Raw genomic sequence first — 15,358 nt, forward strand, 5'->3', positions numbered from 1 at the left:
CGGTTCTGCTTGTCCAGGACGCTAGCAGAACCGCCGTTCTTTTTGTGACCCGCAGGCCGTCTCACTGCGGGAGCGCGCCCGGCCGGTAGTCGTACAGCCAGTCCGTGGTCCGGGCGTACGTGCGGGCGAACACCAGCGGCATCACCGCGTCCCGCACCCGGGCGGCGAGCGGGCCCGCGGTCTTGGCGCCCCGGTTGGCGGCGGCGGAGCGGGCCAGCCTCCCGGCGCGGTCCGCCCGTCCGCGGTCGAAGGCGGCCAGTGCGGCGGCCCGGTCGGGCTCGGCGTGCAGCGCCCGGGCCAGGGCCACCGCGTCCTCCAGCGCCATGGAGGCGCCCTGCCCCGCGCCGACCGGGTGCGCCGCGTCGCCGACCAGCACGCACCGCCCGTCCTGGCGGCGCGGCACCGGCGGCAGGGTGTGGAACAGGGTGGTCGCCTCGATCCGCGCCCCCGCGCCGAGGATCCGCCGGGGCACCTGCTCGGCCGCGAACAGGTCGGCCAACTCCTCGACGCCGAGCCCGATCGCGGCCGGTGCGACCGGGTCGGCGATCTGGGCGGACCACCAGACGGTGCCGTCCGGCGCGGGCAGGTGCGCGAACGCGCCGCGCCGCCCGAAGGTCATGTTGAACGTCCGCCCCGGGCCCGCCTCCGGCACGTGCGACGCGGTGCCCGCGAGCCCGTACAGGCCGGCGTACGCGGGCTCCGGCCCGTCCGGGGCGAGCATCCGGCGGACGGTGGAGCGCAGCCCGTCCGCGCCGACCACCAGGTCGGCCCGGGCCGCCGCCTCGTCCGCCGCCGCGCCCGCCCCCTCCCCCGCGCCCGCGCCCGTCAGCCGTTCGCCGACCACGATCCGCGCGCCCAGCCGCACCGCCTCGGCGCGCAGGGCGGCCACCAGGTCGGCCCGCATCAGCGTCACGCTGCGCAGCGGGTCGTCCGCCGCCCGGCCGCGCGGGACGTCGGCCAGCCGCCTGCCGCGCCCGGACCACATCAGCTGCCGGTCGACCTCGAACCCCGCCGCCCGGACGGCCTCCAGGCAGCCGAGCGACTCCAGCGCGCGCAGGCCGTTGACGGCCAGGCCCAGGAACGCGCCGACCTTGCCCGCCGGGTCCGGGTACGCCTCGTACGCCGTCACCTCGGCGCCGATCCGGCGCAGCGCGATCGCGCTCGCCGCACCGGCCACCCCTGCACCGATCACTACGGCCCTCATGTGCCACCCCTCACTGAATCAACGTTCAATGAATCCGTATTCACTGAACCGGCCGTCAGTATGATGTCCGCACGAGCAGCGGGTCAAGGCCCGCCCCGGACGGGCCGGGGCGGGGCGAGAGACGAGGAGGCCGGACGCGATGAGCGTGCGCAAGGCGCAGGCGGCGGAGACCAGGGCGGCACTGCTGGAGGCCGCCCGGCGGCAGTTCGTCGAGCGGGGCTACCTCAACACGAAGATCACCGACATCACCGCGGCGGCCGGGCGGGCCACCGGCTCGTTCTACGCGCACTTCACCGACAAGGACGAACTGCTGCGCGCCCTGCTCGACGAGGTCCGCACCCAGGCCCGCGGCCAGGTCGTCGCCGAGGTCCACCCGCGCGACCACGACCTCAGCGACCGGGCCCAACTGCACGCGCACGTCGGCGCGTCCTGGCGGGCGATGCGCGACCACCTGCCGGTCACCGTCGCCGTCTTCGAGTCGATGGTCGCCGAGGGCCCGCGCTCCGGCCGCGCCTGGCAGCGCCTCACCGCGGACACCGACGTCCTGCGCGACCACCTCGACCACCTGCGCGAACAGGGCCACCCGCTGCCCGGCGACCCCGCCCTGCTCGCCCCCGCGATGGGCGCGATGCTCTCCCTGCTCTCCTACGCCCTGCTCACCGCCGACCGCCCCGCCCACGACGACGCCGAGGTCGTCGACACCCTCACCGACCTCCTCCTGCACGGCCTCGCCGGCCGTCCCCCGCAGACCTCCTGACCACTCCGAGGCCCCCTGGGGGGTGGTGCTGGGTTCACCACGAAGTCGGGTGCGGGCTTCATGGTGCGCCCGCGCGGCGGTGTCCTACCGTCGAGGCGTGATGATTCGACCCGGACTGAGGCGCCCGGCACTCCGAGCCCGGCGGTTGCGGCGCGACGCCGGTTTCCTGGCCGTCGGCGTCCCGCTGCACCTGGCCCTGGTGCCGGTGTGGAGCTGGGCCGCGACGTTCACCGCCAAGACGGGGCACTGGATACCCGCCCTCCAGGTGGCGGCCGTCCTGGTCCTGTTCGGTGCCCCGCTGCTGACGGCCGTCCAGCGGGTCCGCCACCGCGCCCTCCTCGGGGTGGACGTGGCGCCCGCGGAGGCCGACCCCGCGCCGTGGTCGTGGGCGGTGGCGGCCCGGCAGGTGTCCCGCCGGCTGTCCTCGGCGCAGACCTGGCGCCGGGTCGGCTACCACCTGCTGCTGGGCCCGCTGCTGGCCGTCGCGGAGCTGCTGGTGCTGGCCGCCGCCGTCGCGGGCCTGGCCGCCGCCACCGCCTACGGCTGGGCCTGGGCGGTGCCCGCGCCCGCCCGCCGGGGCTGGCTCGGGTACGCGACGCAGGTGCCGTGCTACACGCTGGCCGGGCTGCTCCTGCTGGCCGCCCTGCCCTGGCTGGCGGGCGCGACCGCCCGGGGCGAGTCGCGCGCGGCCGCGGCCCTGCTCGGCCCCAGCCGCTCCCAGCGGCTCCAGCGGCGGGTCGAGCACCTGGCCGAGAGCCGCACCGGCCTGATCGAGGCGGTCGACGCCGAACGCCGCCGAATAGAACGGGACTTGCACGACGGCACCCAGCAACGGCTGGTCTCGCTCGCCGTCAACCTCGGCCTGGTCCTGGCCACCACCCCCGACCTGCCCGCCGGAGCCCGCACGGCCCTCACCGAAGCACACCTGGAGGCCAAGCACGCCATCACCGAACTCAACGACCTGGTACGGGGGCTGCACCCCGCCGTGCTGGAGGACCGCGGGCTGGACGCGGCGCTCTCCGGCCTGGCCGCCCGGCTTCCCCTGCCGGTGCGCCTGCGGGTCGACCTCGACGAACGGGTGCCGCCCCGCGTGGAGTCGGTGGCCTACTTCGTGGTCTCCGAGGCCCTGGCCAACGTGACCAAGCACTCCGAGGCGACCCGCACCGAGGTGACGGTGGAGCAGGTCGGCTCGGTGCTGCGGGTGAACGTCACGGACGACGGGCTCGGCGGCGCCGACCCCTCCGCCGGGACGGGGCTGAGCGGGCTGGCCGGGCGGGTCGGCTCGGTCGACGGCTCCTTCCACGTCAGCAGTCCCGTGGGCGGGCCCACCACCGTGACCGCGGAGCTGCCGTGCGCGCGGTGATCGCCGAGGACTCGGTGCTGCTCCGGGTCGGCCTGGTCAAGGTGCTGGAGATGGGCGGCTTCCAGGTCGTCGCCGAAGCCGGCGACGCCCCGTCCCTGCTGGCGGCGGTCGAGCGGCACCGGCCCGAACTCGCCCTGGTCGACGTCCGGATGCCGCCCGCCTTCACCGACGAGGGGGTGCGCGCCGCCCTGGAGATCCGCCGCAGCCGGCCGGGGACGGCGGTGGTCCTGCTCTCCCAGTACGTCGAGGAGCGCTACGCGGCCGACCTGCTGTCCGCCGACACCAGCGGCGTCGGCTACCTGCTCAAACAACGCGTCGCCGACGTCACGGAGTTCGTCGAGACGGTCCGCCGGGTCGCCGGGGGCGGCACCGCGCTGGATCCGCAGGTCGTCTCCCAACTGCTGCTGCGCCGCAGCAGCGACCCGCTGGAACGGCTGACCCCGCGCGAGCGGGACGTCCTGGCCCTGATGGCCGAGGGGCACTCCAACGCCGGCATCGCGGAGACCCTGACGATCGGCGAGAGCGCGGTCGCCAAGCACATCAACAACATCTTCGCCAAACTCGACCTCCCGGTCGCCGACACCGGCCACCGCCGCGTCCTGGCCGTGCTGCGCTTCCTCGGCACGTCCCGGGCCTGAACGGACCGGATCCGGCCGAAACCCGCGCCCGCGCCCGGCGGGTGGTGCTAGCCTCGGCGCACCGCCCGCCGCGCCGCGCCCGCCTGTCCGCGCCCGCCCGGCCGGCCGTTTCCCGCTGCCGACGCCCCGGTCCGCCGTCCTGCCGACCGCCGGGCCGGCACCGCGCACCGCGCTGCGCCTCGCCGCGTCACGCCACACCGCGTCACGCCTCGCCGCGTCACACCTCGCCGCGCACCGGCCGACGTCCTCCCGCCCGGCCGAACGCCCCTGCCCCGCTCACTCCGACCGGAGGTCCACCCCGTCATGCGTCCCACCCTGTTCACCATCGACCGGCCGGGCCCCGGCCGGCTCAGCACCATGGCCCGGCCGCGCGGCGGCGACTGGCTGGCGGAGGAGACGGCGGCGCTGGCCGCCCTCGGGGTGAGCGAGCTGGTCAGCGCGCTCACCCCGGCGGAGTCGGCCGAACTCGGGCTGGAGGCGGAAGCCGCCCTCGCCCGGGCCGCCGGGCTGCGCTTCACCGCCGTGCCGATCCCGGACCGCACCGTCCCCGCCCTGCCCGAAGTCCTGCCGGTGCTGGACGAGTTGGCGCAGCGACTGGCCGCGGGCGACCACCTGGCGGTGCACTGCCGGGCCGGGATCGGCCGCTCCTCGCTCCTGGCGGCCGCCGTCCTGGTCCGCTCCGGCGCCGACCCGGACGACACCTGGGAACGGATCGCCCGGGCCCGCGGCCTGGCCGTCCCGGACACCCCCGAACAACGCGCCTGGACCGGCCTGCTGCCCCGGCGGCGATGACGGCACACCCGCAACGGCACCCGCTACGGGACACCGGCGGGCGGGGAGCCGGACGTCAGTGGCGCCCCGCCTCGGCGTCGCCGTCCGTCCGTCCGGGCAGGACCGCGCTCGCGACCACGGTGAAGAGGTGGTCGGCGCGCGGGGCGAAGGAGCCCTGGTCGCCGAGCCAGGCGAGGGCCGCGACGAGGGCGAACAGTTCCGCGCCGTCGAGGTCGGCCCGTGCCGCGCCCGCGGCCTGGGCGCGGGCGAGGAGCCGGGTGCCCGCCGCGCGCATGGTGACGCAGGAGGCGTGCAGCGCGGAGTCGGCGTCCCCGATGGCGGCCGCCATCAGCTCGGTGACGCCCCGGTACTCGCGCGCGACCGCGACGCACTCGCGCAGCCAGGTGCCCAGGGCCTCCGCGGGCGAGCCGGAGGCTTCGAGCTCGACCGCCCGTTCCGCCAGCGCGTCGAAGTTCTCCCGGAGCAGGGTGTCCAGCAGCGCCTCCCGGGTCGGGAAGTGGCGGTAGAGCGTGGGGAGGGCGACGTCGGCCCGCCGGGCGATGTCGCGCAGGGACGCGTCGGCCCCCTGCTCGGTGACGACGACGCGCGCGACGGCGAGCAGGTGGTCGCGGTTCTTCCTGGCGTCGGCTCGCATGGGCTCTCCCTCGACAAACGTAGCACCGCTACGTATATTCGTAGCAGTGCTACAGATATACGTAGCGCTGCTACGCATAGCCTATCCCGCCTGCCGGGAAGAGGGAGGACCATGTCCGCGCCCACGATGAAGGCGATCCGGCTGCACGAGTTCGGCGGCCCCGAGGTACTGCGCTGCGACGAGGTGCCGGTCCCCGAGCCGGGGCCGGGCGAGGTGCTCGTCCGCGTCCACGCCGTCGGCCTCAACCCCCCGGACTGGTACCTGCGCGACGGGATGCCGGGCGTCCCTCCCGAGCTGAGGCCGCCCGTGCGCCTCCCCGTCGTCCCGGGGTCGGACGTGTCGGGCGTCGTCGCCGCCGTCGCCGCGGACGTGGCGGGCCTCTCCGTCGGCGACGAGGTCTTCGGCATGCTCCGCTTCCCGAGCTTCGACGGCCGCGCGTACGCCGAGTACGTGACGGCCCCCGCCGCCGACCTCGCCCGCAAACCGGCCGGCGTCGACCACGTGCACGCCGCGGGGGCGGCCATGTCGGGGCTCACCGCGTGGCAGTACCTGATCGACCTCGGGCACGACCACCCGAACCCGCTCCAGGCGGCGCAGCACCGCCCGGTACCGCTGGAGGCCGGGATGACGGTGCTGGTCAACGGCGCGGCGGGCGGCGTGGGGCACCTGGGGGTGCAGCTCGCCAAGTGGAAGGGGGCGCGCGTCGTCGCGGTCGCCTCGGGCGGGCACGAGCGGTTCCTGCGCGACCTCGGCGCCGACGAGTTCGTCGACTACACCAGGACCCGCCCCGAGGAGGCCGTCCGCGGCGTCGACCTGGTGCTCGACACCGTCGGCGGCCCCGGGAGCGGCCGCTTCCTGCGGACGCTCAGGCGCGGCGGCACGCTGTACTACGTCTTCTTCGCCGCGTACGACGCGGCGGAGGTCGCGCGGCTGGGCGTCACGACCTCCGGCACCCAGGTCCGCTCGAACGGCCGGCAACTCGCCGAGCTCGGGCGCCTGCTCGACACGGGCACGCTCCGCGTCGCCGTCGACAGCACCTTCCCGCTCGCCGAGGCCCGGGCGGCGCACGAGCGGGCCGCGCGCGGACACCTCCGGGGCAAGATCGTGCTCACCACCGACGCCCGGTAGCCGGGGCGCGGCCGTCCGCACCGCCCGGGCCCCGGACCCGGACCCGGGCCCCGCCTGCCGCGAACCGCAGGCCCCTCGCCCCTCGTCGCCCCCACCCCTCCCTCCTCTCCCCTCCCCCTTCGCCCAGGAGTCCTTCATGCCCGCTGCCCTCGTCACCGGCGGCACCAGCGGCACCGGCCGAGCCACCGCCGAGCTGCTGCACGAGCGCGGGCATCCCGTTCCGGCGGTTCGCGACGGGCGCGGAGGTGGCCGAGGTCGTCGCCTTCCTCGCCTCGGACGCCGCCGGGTACGTCACCGGCCAGGAGATCGCCGTCGCGGGCGGCCTCGGGCTCGGCCTCGGCGCCTGACCGCGCGCCTGACCGCGCGCCGGGGCGCGCCCGGACGACCGCGGCGCCGGGCCGTCAGTGGTGGAACAGCCGCAGTCCGGTGTGCACCAGCGCGATGCCGCGTTCGGCGCAGGCGGCCTCGACCTCGGCGGAGCGCACCGAGCCGCCGGGTTCGGCGATCGCGCGGACCCCGTGGCGGCGGGCGTGGTCCACGTTGTCGCGGAACGGCAGGTAGCCGTCGGAGACGAACGCGACGCCGTCCAGCCGGGCCGTCCACGCGGCCCGCTCGGCCGGGCCGAGTTCGTCCGGCACGTCGCCGCCGCGCAGGGCGGCGGCGAACCGGACGCGCTCGTCGGGCGTCAGGTCGCCCTCCAGGTAGCGGATCTGCCAGTTGACCCGGTCCTGCCGGCGCACCTCGGGCCGGAAGTCCAGGGCCCGGACGGCGGGGTGGCGGCGCAGCCACCAGGTGTCGGTCTTGGCGCCCGCCAGCCGGGTGCAGTCGACCCGGGACTGCTGTCCCGCGCCGATGCCGAGGGCGGCGCCGTCGCGCAGGTAGCAGACCGAGTTGGACTGGGTGCGGCGCAGCACCGCCAGGCCGAGCAGCAGGTCCTCGGCGGCGCCGGGGGCGAGGGTGCCGACCCGGACGTCGGTGAGCAGGTCGGCGCCGAGCGGGACGGTGTCGGTGTCCTGGACCAGGCGCAGGCCGTGCACCTCGCGGCGTTCGACGGCGGGCGGGACGTGTCCGGGGCGGGCCTCCAGGACGAGGTAGCGGCCGTTCTTCTTGCGGGCCAGCACGTCGAGCACGCCGGGCGCGTAGCCGGGGGCGACGATGCCGTCGGAGACCACCCGGGCCAGCAGGTCGGCGAGTTCGAGGTCGACCTCGTGCGAGACGGCGACGAAGTCGCCGTAGGAGGACTTCGGATCGGCGTCACGGGCCCGCAGGTAGGCGGAGGTGAGCGGGCCGACGGCGGCCGGGTCCACGGCGTACAGCTCGGCGGTGACCGGGTCGACCGGCCCGGCAAGGGCGGCACCGGCCGGGGAGACGTGCTTGAACGAGGCGGCGGCGGGTCGACCGAGGAGCGCGGCGGCCTCGCTGACGAGCTGCCAGGCGTTGAGCGCGTCCAGCAGGTTGACGTACGAGGGCTGCCCCTGCAGCAGTTCCAGCGGCGGTTCCGCCCCGGGCAGCGCCTCGACGCGGGCGTTGGTGTTCTGCGGGTTGATCCCGTACCGAAGGTCCATGGTGGTGGCCCCCTCCGTGAAGTCGACGTGACGGCTTCGGAGGACACCCAGGCGGACGGTGCCGGTCCCGTGCTGTGCTGCGCCGCTCCCCGGTGGTGCTCCACCTCTCGCCAGTCGCGACGCGCCGATGCTAGCAGCGCCCGGGACGGGCGCCGGGGTCCGGCCGGGCAGTGGCGTACGGGTGGGTTCGACCGTGTCGCGGGGTGGGTGGGCGGGCGGGTGGCGGGGGCGTGCCTACCGTCGGAGTCCCGTCACCGTGCGCGGGTGGCGCTGTGCCCCTGGGAGGGTCGATGTCCTCGTCCGACGCCGCGTCAGTGTCCGGAGTGCCGCCGCGCCGCGGGTGGTTGTGGCGGTTGGGCGGGTGGTGCGCCCGGCACCCGGTGGTGGTGGTCGTCGGCTGGCTGGTGGTGCTGGTGGGGGTGCAGGTCGCGGACCGGGCCGTCGGCGGCGCGTACTCGGACGACTTCTCGCTGCCGGGCACGCAGGCCCAGGACGGCGCGGACGTGCTGGCCGCGCACGAGCCCGCGGTCGGCGGGACGAGCGCGCAGGTGGTGCTGCACGACGGGCAGCCGCTGACGCAGTTCCAGGCGCAGGTCGACCAGGCGGTGACCTCCCTGCAGCACCTGCCGCACGTGCTGTCGGCGCAGGACCCGCTGCCGCCGCCGGGCCAGGCCCCGCAGCCGGGCGGCCCGCTGTCCGCGGACGGGCTGACGGCCTACGTCACGGTGCGTTTCGACGGGGCGCCGGCCACCTTCGGCGACGACTACCTGGACCAGGTGGACGCGGCGGTGGCGCCGCTGCGGCAGGCGGGCGTGCAGGTCGAGTACGGCGGCCCGCTGGGCGAGTTGGCGCGGCCGGCGCCGAGCGACCGGGTGAGCGAGCTGATCGGCTTCGGGGTCGCGGTCGTGGTGCTGCTGGTCGGGTTCGGCAGCGTGATCGCGGCGGGGCTGCCGCTGGTGAGCGCGCTGCTGGCGGTGGTGGTGGGCCTGGGACTGCTGGGCCTGCTGGCGGCGCTGACCACCTTCGCGACGGTCGCGCCGACGCTGGCGACGATGATCGGGCTGGGCGTCGGCATCGACTACGCGCTGTTCCTGCTGACCCGGCACCGGCAGGACCTGATGGACGGCCGGGACCCGCGGACGGCGGCCGGGCACGCGGTGGCCACCAGCGGCCGTGCGGTGCTGATCTCCGGCACCACGGTGGTGATCGCGCTGGCGGGCCTGTCGGTGTCGGGCATCTCGTTCATGGCGAAGCTGGGCCTGGCGGCGGGCGTCACGGTGGTGACGGCGGTGTGCGGCGCGCTGACGCTGCTGCCCGCGCTGATGGGCCTGATCGGCCGCCGGATGGACCGCTACGCCGTCCGCACGCCGGTCGCCGAGGGGAGCGCCGGGGCGGACGGGGCGCCGTCGAGCGGCGTGTGGCACCGGTACGCGCGGCGGGTCGAGCGCCGCCCGTGGTGGTACCTGACGGCGGGGCTGGTGACGGTGCTGGTGCTGGCGGTGCCGCTGCCGTCGATCCGGCTCGGGCACATCGGGGATGGCGCGGACCCGACCTCGTTCACCGACCGTCGGGCGTTCGACCTGATGTCGGCGGCGTTCGGTCCGGGCTCCAACGGCCCGCTGACGGTGGTGGTCGACCAGAGCGCGGTCGCCGCGGCCGACCGTCCGGCCCTGGCCTCCGCCGTCCAGCAGGCGCTGACCGGCGTGCCGGACACCACCGGCACCGTGCCGCCGCTGCAGACCAGTGCGGACGGCGACGTGCTGTTCACCACCGTCACGCCCGCCCAGGCCCCGCAGGACGAGGCGACCACCGACCTGGTCGGCCACCTCGCCGACACCGTGCTGCCGGAGGCGGTGAAGGGCACGCCCGCCACCACGTACGTCACCGGCACCACCGCCGCCCAGGTCGACTTCCTGGACCTGGTCGCCGGCCGCCTGCTGCCGATCATCGCGGTGGTGGTGGCGCTGGCGTTCCTGATCATCCTGCTGGTGTTCCGGGCGCCGCTGGTCGCGCTGAAGGCGGCCGTGCTCAACCTGGTCTCGATCGCCGCCTCGTACGGGGTGCTGGTCGCGGTGTTCCAGTGGGGCTGGGGCGGGCCCGCGCTCGGGGTGTCGGGCAAGGTCCCGATCGAGAGCTACGTCCCGATGATGATGTTCGCGATCGTCTTCGGCCTCAGCATGGACTACGAGGTGTTCCTGCTCTCCCGCGTCCACGAGCGCTGGCGCCTGACCGGCGACAGCCGCGGCGCGGTCGCGCACGCGCTGGAGACCACCGCGCGGGTGATCGGCTGCGCGGCCCTGATCATGGTCAGCGTGTTCGCGGCGTTCGTCGTCAGCGACAACGTGGTGATCAAGATGATGGGGCTGGGCCTGGCCGTCAGCGTCCTGATCGACGCCACCGTGGTGCGCCTGCTGATGGTCCCCGCCGCGATGACCCTGCTCGGCGGCGCCGCCTGGTGGACCCCGCGCTGGATGGACCGCCTGCTGCCCGACCTCGACGCGGAGGGCCTCCGGAACGGCTGACCCGGGCAACCGCCCCGCGGCGGGCGGGCCTCACCCGGCCGCGGGCGCGGAAGCCATCAGCCGCAGCAGGTGGGTGACGTCCCGTTCGAAGGTGAGCTCCTGCAGCAGGGTGTCCCACCGGCCGTCCACCCGGCGCCAGACGAAGGCGTAGCGGGCGGGGACGCCGTGCTCGCAGCGGTGCATGACGACGGTGCCCTGGTCGCCGTGCCGGGTGGTGGCCAGGAAGCGGACGTCGTCGGTGCTGCCGCCGACCGCCTGCCCCTGCGCGGCCAGGGCCCGGAACCGGGCCATGAAGTGCGCCTTGGTCAGCCGCACCACCTGGCCCGCCTCGTCGATCCGCAGGTTCTCGAACTCCTCGTCGTAGAGCGCGTCCAGCGCCTCCACGTCCATCGCCGCGCCCGCGGCCAGGTACTCCCGCATCCGTGCGACCAGCGTCTCGTCCATGGTTCCCGTCCTCTCCCACCGGTGGTGTTCCGTCGACCACCACGGTGCCCGCCCGTACCGTCAGATCGCTCCCAACCCGCTGTCACCGCACTGTCGTTGTGCACGAACCGGTTGCCCCGGGCGGCATTTCGTGCCCTTCCCGACGGACCCGTACGGTCCTGTCCATGGACAAGTGGACCTATGCGACGGCCGAGGAACTCACCGCGGCCCTGCGCTCCGGGGACGTCACCTCGGCGGAACTGACCGAGGGCGCGATCGCCCGGATCGAACGGGAGGACGGGGCGGTCAACGCGATCTGCGCGCCGGACTTCGAGCGCGCCCGGGCGGCCGCGCGGGAGGCCGACCTGGCCAGGGCGCGCGGGGAGGACCGGCCGCTGCTGGGCATCCCGCTCACCGTCAAGGAGTCGTACAACGTCGCCGGGCTGCCGACGACCTGGGGCGTGCCGGAGTTCCGGGAGTACGTCCCGGCCGAGGACGCGCTGCAGGTGGCGCGGGTCAAGGCCGCGGGGGCGGTGGTGCTCGGCAAGACCAACGTGCCGCTCGGGCTGCGGGACATCCAGACCTACAACGAGATCCACGGCACCACCAACAACCCGTGGGACCACGCCCGCACCCCCGGCGGCTCCTCCGGCGGGTCGGCGGCCGCGCTGGCCGCCGGGTACGGCCCGCTGTCGCTGGGCACCGACATCGCGGGCTCGCTGCGCACCCCCGCCCACTTCTGCGGCGTGTACGCGCACAAGCCGACCCTGCACCTGCTGCCCACCCGCGGCATGGTCCCGCCGCGGGCACCCGCGCTGCCCGCCGACATCGACCTCGCCGTGGTCGGCCCGATGGCCCGCTCGACCCGCGACCTGGCCCTGCTGTTCGACGTGATGACCGGCCCCGACCCGCTGACCCTCGGCGTGGCCCACACCACCGTGCTGCCGCCCGCCCGGCACGAGCGGCTGCGCGACTTCCGGGTCCTGGTCCTGGACGAGCACCCGCTGGTCCCGGTCGGCGCCGACGTCCGCGCGGGCCTCGCCCGGGTCGCCGACGCGCTCGCCGACGGCGGTGCCCGCGTCGAGCACCGCAGCCCGCTGCTGCCCGACCTGGCCGAGGCCGCCGAGGTCTACGCGCTGCTGATGTTCTCCGCCCTGGGCGCCAACTTCCCCCTCGGCATGTACGAGCAACTGCGCGCCCAGGCGGCCGGGTTGGACGCCGACGACCGCAGCCTGGCGGCCGCCCGGCTGCGCGGCGCCTCGCTCTCCCACCGCGACTGGGTGGCCGCCGACCAGCGCCGCGAACTGCACCGCCGCGGCTGGCGGGAGCTCTTCGCCGAGTTCGACGCCGTCATCGCCCCGATCACCCCCACCGCCGCCTTCCCGCACCAGCAGGACCCCGACCTGCTGGGCCGCCGGATCACCGTCGACGGCACCACCCTCCCCTACTTCGACCAGCTCGCCTGGGCGGGCGTCGCCACCATGCCGGGCCTGCCCGCCACCGCCGTCCCCACCGGCCCCTCCGCCGACGGCCTCCCGGTCGGCGTCCAGCTGATCGGCCCGATGTACGAGGACCGCACCCCGCTGCGCCTCGCCGAACTGCTGGAGGAACGCCTCGGCGGCTTCCGCGCCCCGGCCGCGCTGAGCCGTTGAGCCGCTGAGCTGTCGGCCCGGTGAACGGGGCACCGCCGCGCGACATACCGAGCGGACGGGCTTCGAGGCGGGCGACGGCGGCCGCGAGCCTGCGGGAACCGCGTGCGAGACCAGGTTCTGAGGCTCCGTCGGCCCCCTGCCGCGGGCGGCGGGCAGGGGCACGGAGCCGGGACGGCCGCTTACGCGGCATTGCCCTTTCGATGGCGCTGCACGCGGCTCGGCATGCCAGGTCTGCGACCGCCTCGCCGAGGGTTTGTGCCCGGCCCGTGGGGGGCGGGCCGGGCGTACGCCTCGCGGTGGCGCGGACTCCGCCCACCTCGTGGCGGGCGGCGGGTCAGCCTGGGGTGGAGCCGGTCCCGGGCCGCCGGGGGGCGGGGTCGGGCTGATCCGCGGACCGCGCGTTCCGAGGACGGTCACGAGCAGGTCGGACGACGGACTCAGCGGGCGGCCTGGTAGGCGCGGCCCGCGGCGGTGGGGGTGGTGCCGTCCGTGAACAGGCCGCTGCTGGGCTTCGCCGGGTCCGCGCCGAGGCCGAACCAGGCGTAGCGCTGGAGGTAGGGCAGCGCGTCGAGGGCCTTGGTGGAGGCGGTGACGAAGGCGGCCTGCTGGTCGGGGGTGGGGAAGCGGGTGCCCTGGGAGAAGTCGATCAGGGCGTACTCGGTGAGCCAGATCGGCTTGTGGTAGCGCTGGTGGACGGCCTCCAGGTAGGAGGTCAACTGCTGGACGGCCTGCGGGGTGCGGAAGTCGCCGCCGTACCAGTGCAGCGCGATGAAGTCGACCCGGTAGCCCTTGGCGGCGGCGCCGGACAGGAAGCGGTCCAGCCAGCCGCCGGGCGTGTCGGCCCCGTACGCGACGGCCGGACTGCCCAGCGTCGGCCCGGCCTGCATCAGCTTCGGCCACAGGTCCAGGGCCTGGTCGACCGTCATGTTCGACTGGGCGGCCATGTCGGGCTCGTTGAAGCCGAGCAGGTAGGGGCCGTTGGCGCGGGCCTGGGCGAGGGCGCCGTCGGTGACGGAGGACGCGCCCCAGATCATCGGGACGAAGGACGCCGAGGCGGGCGTGGTGATGCCGGGGTGCTGCGGCGCCCAGGTGTAGTACCAGCCCGCCCCGGAGGCGGCGAGCGCCTGGTTCACCCCGTCGAAGGGCCACACGCCGACGCCCTTGCGCGCGGACGCGACGGCAGCGGGCGGCGGAGGGGAAGAGGATTTCGCGGGGGACGGCGAGGGCGGGGCCGACGGTGCGGGCGAGGTCGACGGTGCGGGCGAGGTCGTGCCGGGCAGCGGCGCGGCGGCCCCGTCGGCGGCCGTGGGCAGGACGGCGTCGGCGGCGACGGCGGCAGCAGCGGGCGGCGCGGTGGTCGGCGCCGTCGGGGCGGCGGGCGGCCCGGGGGTGAGGGCGGCCCCGATCAGGACGGCGGCCGCCACCAGCGCCGCGGCCGCACCGCCGAGCACCGGCTTGGGCAGGCCGGAGGACGGACGCCGGTGCCCGGTCCGCCCGCGGAGCCGGTGTCCGTCCTGCTCCGGCCCCGGGCCCGTACCGTCCGAGCCCGACCCCGTACCGTCCGCTCCCGGGCCGTGCGTGGTGAGGGCGCGGAGGATGCGGGCCGGGTCGAGGGTCGGCGGGGTGGCGAGCAGGGGCAGGCCGTACAGCAACCGTTCGGCGGGGAGCAAACCGTGCCGGGTTCCGGTGCAGGGTTCGCAGTCGCGCACGTGGCGGGCCAGGCGCTTGCGCCAGAGCGGGGTGGGGATGCCGTTCCAGCCGGTGGCGGCCGTGTCCAGGGCGGGGCAGCGCGGGGCGGCGGCGAGGGCGCGCACCACCAGGCGGGAGAGTTCGAGCTGCTTCTTCATCCGGCCGGTCCGGACGGCGGCGTGGCCGGGGCTGAGGCCGAGCGCGGCGACCAGGTCGGCCTGTTCGAGTTCGCCGGTCTCCTTGAGCCACCACAGGGCGAGCAGTTCGCGGTCGTCGGGGTCGAGCCAGCGGGTGGCCTCGGCGGTCTCGCGGCGCTGTTCGGTGAGGCCGAGGCGCAGGATGGTCAGGCCCGCGAAGTCCAGCGCGGGGTCGGGTATCGCCTCGGCGTCCTCCAGGCGGGCGGAGCGGTCGAGGGCGGCGGCCCGGTCCTGCTGGCGGTTGCGGACCTGCCGGACGGCGATGGCCACCAGCCAGGACCGGAAGGCGGCGGGGTCCCGCAGGTCGGACAGTCCGCGGACCGCGCGCAACAGCGTCTCCTGTACGACGTCGTCGGTGTCGGCGTGGCCGTTCAGCGCCCGGCCGACGATGTTGTAGACCAGCGGCAGGCTCTGGGCCACCAGGTCCTCGAGCGCGCGCCGGTCCCCGGCGCGCGCCGCGGCGACCGTCCCGGTGTCGGGTCCACTGCGTCCGGTGTGCGGCATGGGTGCGTTCCTCCACGTGGGGTGCGGGCGGCGGTGTTCTCCGTTCCCGGAGACCGTCCGCAGGGGCGTCCGCCAACAGAAACTTCCGGCCCGCGGTGGGATTTCCGTTATCGGGCGCGCCCGGCGGGGTCACCGGTACGTGGTCACCGATACGTGCGCACGCGGCACCGGGGGAGCCGGGAGGAGGCACAGCATGGCACGCGAGCAGCGCGGCCCCGGCGCGGGGTCGGCCCCCGCCCGGCGCGCCCGCGCCCACGCCCGCACCCGCTCCCCCGACTGAGCCCGGCGGG

At 76.0% G+C, this 15,358-nt stretch carries 13 protein-coding genes and 1 riboswitch; of the genes, 8 read left to right on the top strand and 5 right to left on the bottom strand.

Going from position 1 to position 15,358, the window contains the following annotated elements; all coding sequences use genetic code 11:
- Window positions 1-61 precede the first annotated feature (61 nt).
- Window positions 62-1,204, bottom strand: a complete 1,143-nt coding sequence (locus ACFY00_RS18800) for an FAD-dependent monooxygenase (protein ID WP_388032614.1) — start codon at window positions 1,202-1,204, stop codon at window positions 62-64.
- A gap of 139 nt (window positions 1,205-1,343) precedes the next feature.
- On the opposite strand from ACFY00_RS18800, the gene ACFY00_RS18805 reads away from it, so the two are divergent.
- The 4 genes from ACFY00_RS18805 (at window position 1,344) to ACFY00_RS18820 (ending at window position 4,754) form a co-directional block, all read left to right on the top strand.
- Window positions 1,344-1,961, top strand: coding sequence for a TetR/AcrR family transcriptional regulator (locus tag ACFY00_RS18805; RefSeq protein WP_388032615.1), 618 nt, complete (start codon window positions 1,344-1,346; stop codon window positions 1,959-1,961).
- Between the two features lie 100 nt (window positions 1,962-2,061).
- Window positions 2,062-3,324, top strand: coding sequence for a sensor histidine kinase (locus ACFY00_RS18810; RefSeq protein WP_388032652.1), 1,263 nt, complete (start codon window positions 2,062-2,064; stop codon window positions 3,322-3,324).
- A complete protein-coding gene (locus tag ACFY00_RS18815) occupies window positions 3,312-3,962 on the top strand; it encodes a response regulator (RefSeq protein WP_388032616.1) in 651 nt (216 codons plus the stop codon). Before ACFY00_RS18810 ends, ACFY00_RS18815 begins: the two co-directional genes overlap by 13 nt.
- Window positions 3,963-4,265: 303 nt before the next feature.
- A complete protein-coding gene (locus tag ACFY00_RS18820) occupies window positions 4,266-4,754 on the top strand; it encodes a tyrosine protein phosphatase (RefSeq protein WP_388032617.1) in 489 nt (162 codons plus the stop codon).
- A 55-nt stretch (window positions 4,755-4,809) separates the two neighbouring features.
- On the opposite strand, the gene ACFY00_RS18825 is transcribed toward ACFY00_RS18820, so the two are convergent.
- Complete coding sequence (locus ACFY00_RS18825; protein WP_388032618.1) at window positions 4,810-5,388, bottom strand: TetR/AcrR family transcriptional regulator; 579 nt, start codon at window positions 5,386-5,388, stop codon at window positions 4,810-4,812.
- Between the two features lie 111 nt (window positions 5,389-5,499).
- Here ACFY00_RS18825 and ACFY00_RS18830 point away from each other — a divergent pair, with 111 nt between their 5' ends.
- Both ACFY00_RS18830 and ACFY00_RS18835 read left to right on the top strand, forming a co-directional pair.
- A complete protein-coding gene (locus ACFY00_RS18830; protein ID WP_388032619.1) occupies window positions 5,500-6,516 on the top strand; it encodes an NADP-dependent oxidoreductase in 1,017 nt (338 codons plus the stop codon).
- A gap of 245 nt (window positions 6,517-6,761) precedes the next feature.
- A complete protein-coding gene (locus tag ACFY00_RS18835; protein WP_388032620.1) occupies window positions 6,762-6,863 on the top strand; it encodes an SDR family oxidoreductase in 102 nt (33 codons plus the stop codon).
- 54 nt (window positions 6,864-6,917) lie between these two features.
- Here the strand turns inward: ACFY00_RS18835 and ACFY00_RS18840 are convergent, their stop codons facing one another.
- Window positions 6,918-8,081, bottom strand: a complete 1,164-nt coding sequence (locus ACFY00_RS18840) for a phosphoribosylaminoimidazolecarboxamide formyltransferase (RefSeq protein ID WP_388032621.1) — start codon at window positions 8,079-8,081, stop codon at window positions 6,918-6,920.
- Window positions 8,082-8,119: 38 nt separating this feature from the next.
- Window positions 8,120-8,209, bottom strand: a riboswitch (ZMP/ZTP riboswitch).
- A 162-nt stretch (window positions 8,210-8,371) separates the two neighbouring features.
- On the opposite strand from ACFY00_RS18840, the gene ACFY00_RS18845 reads away from it, so the two are divergent.
- Complete coding sequence (locus ACFY00_RS18845; RefSeq protein ID WP_388032622.1) at window positions 8,372-10,603, top strand: MMPL family transporter; 2,232 nt, start codon at window positions 8,372-8,374, stop codon at window positions 10,601-10,603.
- Window positions 10,604-10,633: 30 nt separating this feature from the next.
- Here ACFY00_RS18845 and ACFY00_RS18850 read toward each other — a convergent pair whose 3' ends face one another.
- Complete coding sequence (locus ACFY00_RS18850; protein ID WP_388032623.1) at window positions 10,634-11,047, bottom strand: nuclear transport factor 2 family protein; 414 nt, start codon at window positions 11,045-11,047, stop codon at window positions 10,634-10,636.
- Between the two features lie 164 nt (window positions 11,048-11,211).
- On the opposite strand from ACFY00_RS18850, the gene ACFY00_RS18855 reads away from it, so the two are divergent.
- A complete protein-coding gene (locus tag ACFY00_RS18855) occupies window positions 11,212-12,678 on the top strand; it encodes an amidase (protein ID WP_388032624.1) in 1,467 nt (488 codons plus the stop codon).
- A 437-nt stretch (window positions 12,679-13,115) separates the two neighbouring features.
- Here the strand turns inward: ACFY00_RS18855 and ACFY00_RS18860 are convergent, their stop codons facing one another.
- Window positions 13,116-15,068, bottom strand: coding sequence for a sigma-70 family RNA polymerase sigma factor (locus tag ACFY00_RS18860; protein ID WP_388032625.1), 1,953 nt, complete (start codon window positions 15,066-15,068; stop codon window positions 13,116-13,118).
- Window positions 15,069-15,358 lie beyond the last annotated feature (290 nt).

It is taken from the genome of Kitasatospora sp. NPDC001540 (assembly GCF_042894345.1).
In the GTDB taxonomy this organism is placed as follows: Bacteria; Actinomycetota; Actinomycetes; order Streptomycetales; family Streptomycetaceae; genus Kitasatospora; species Kitasatospora phosalacinea_C.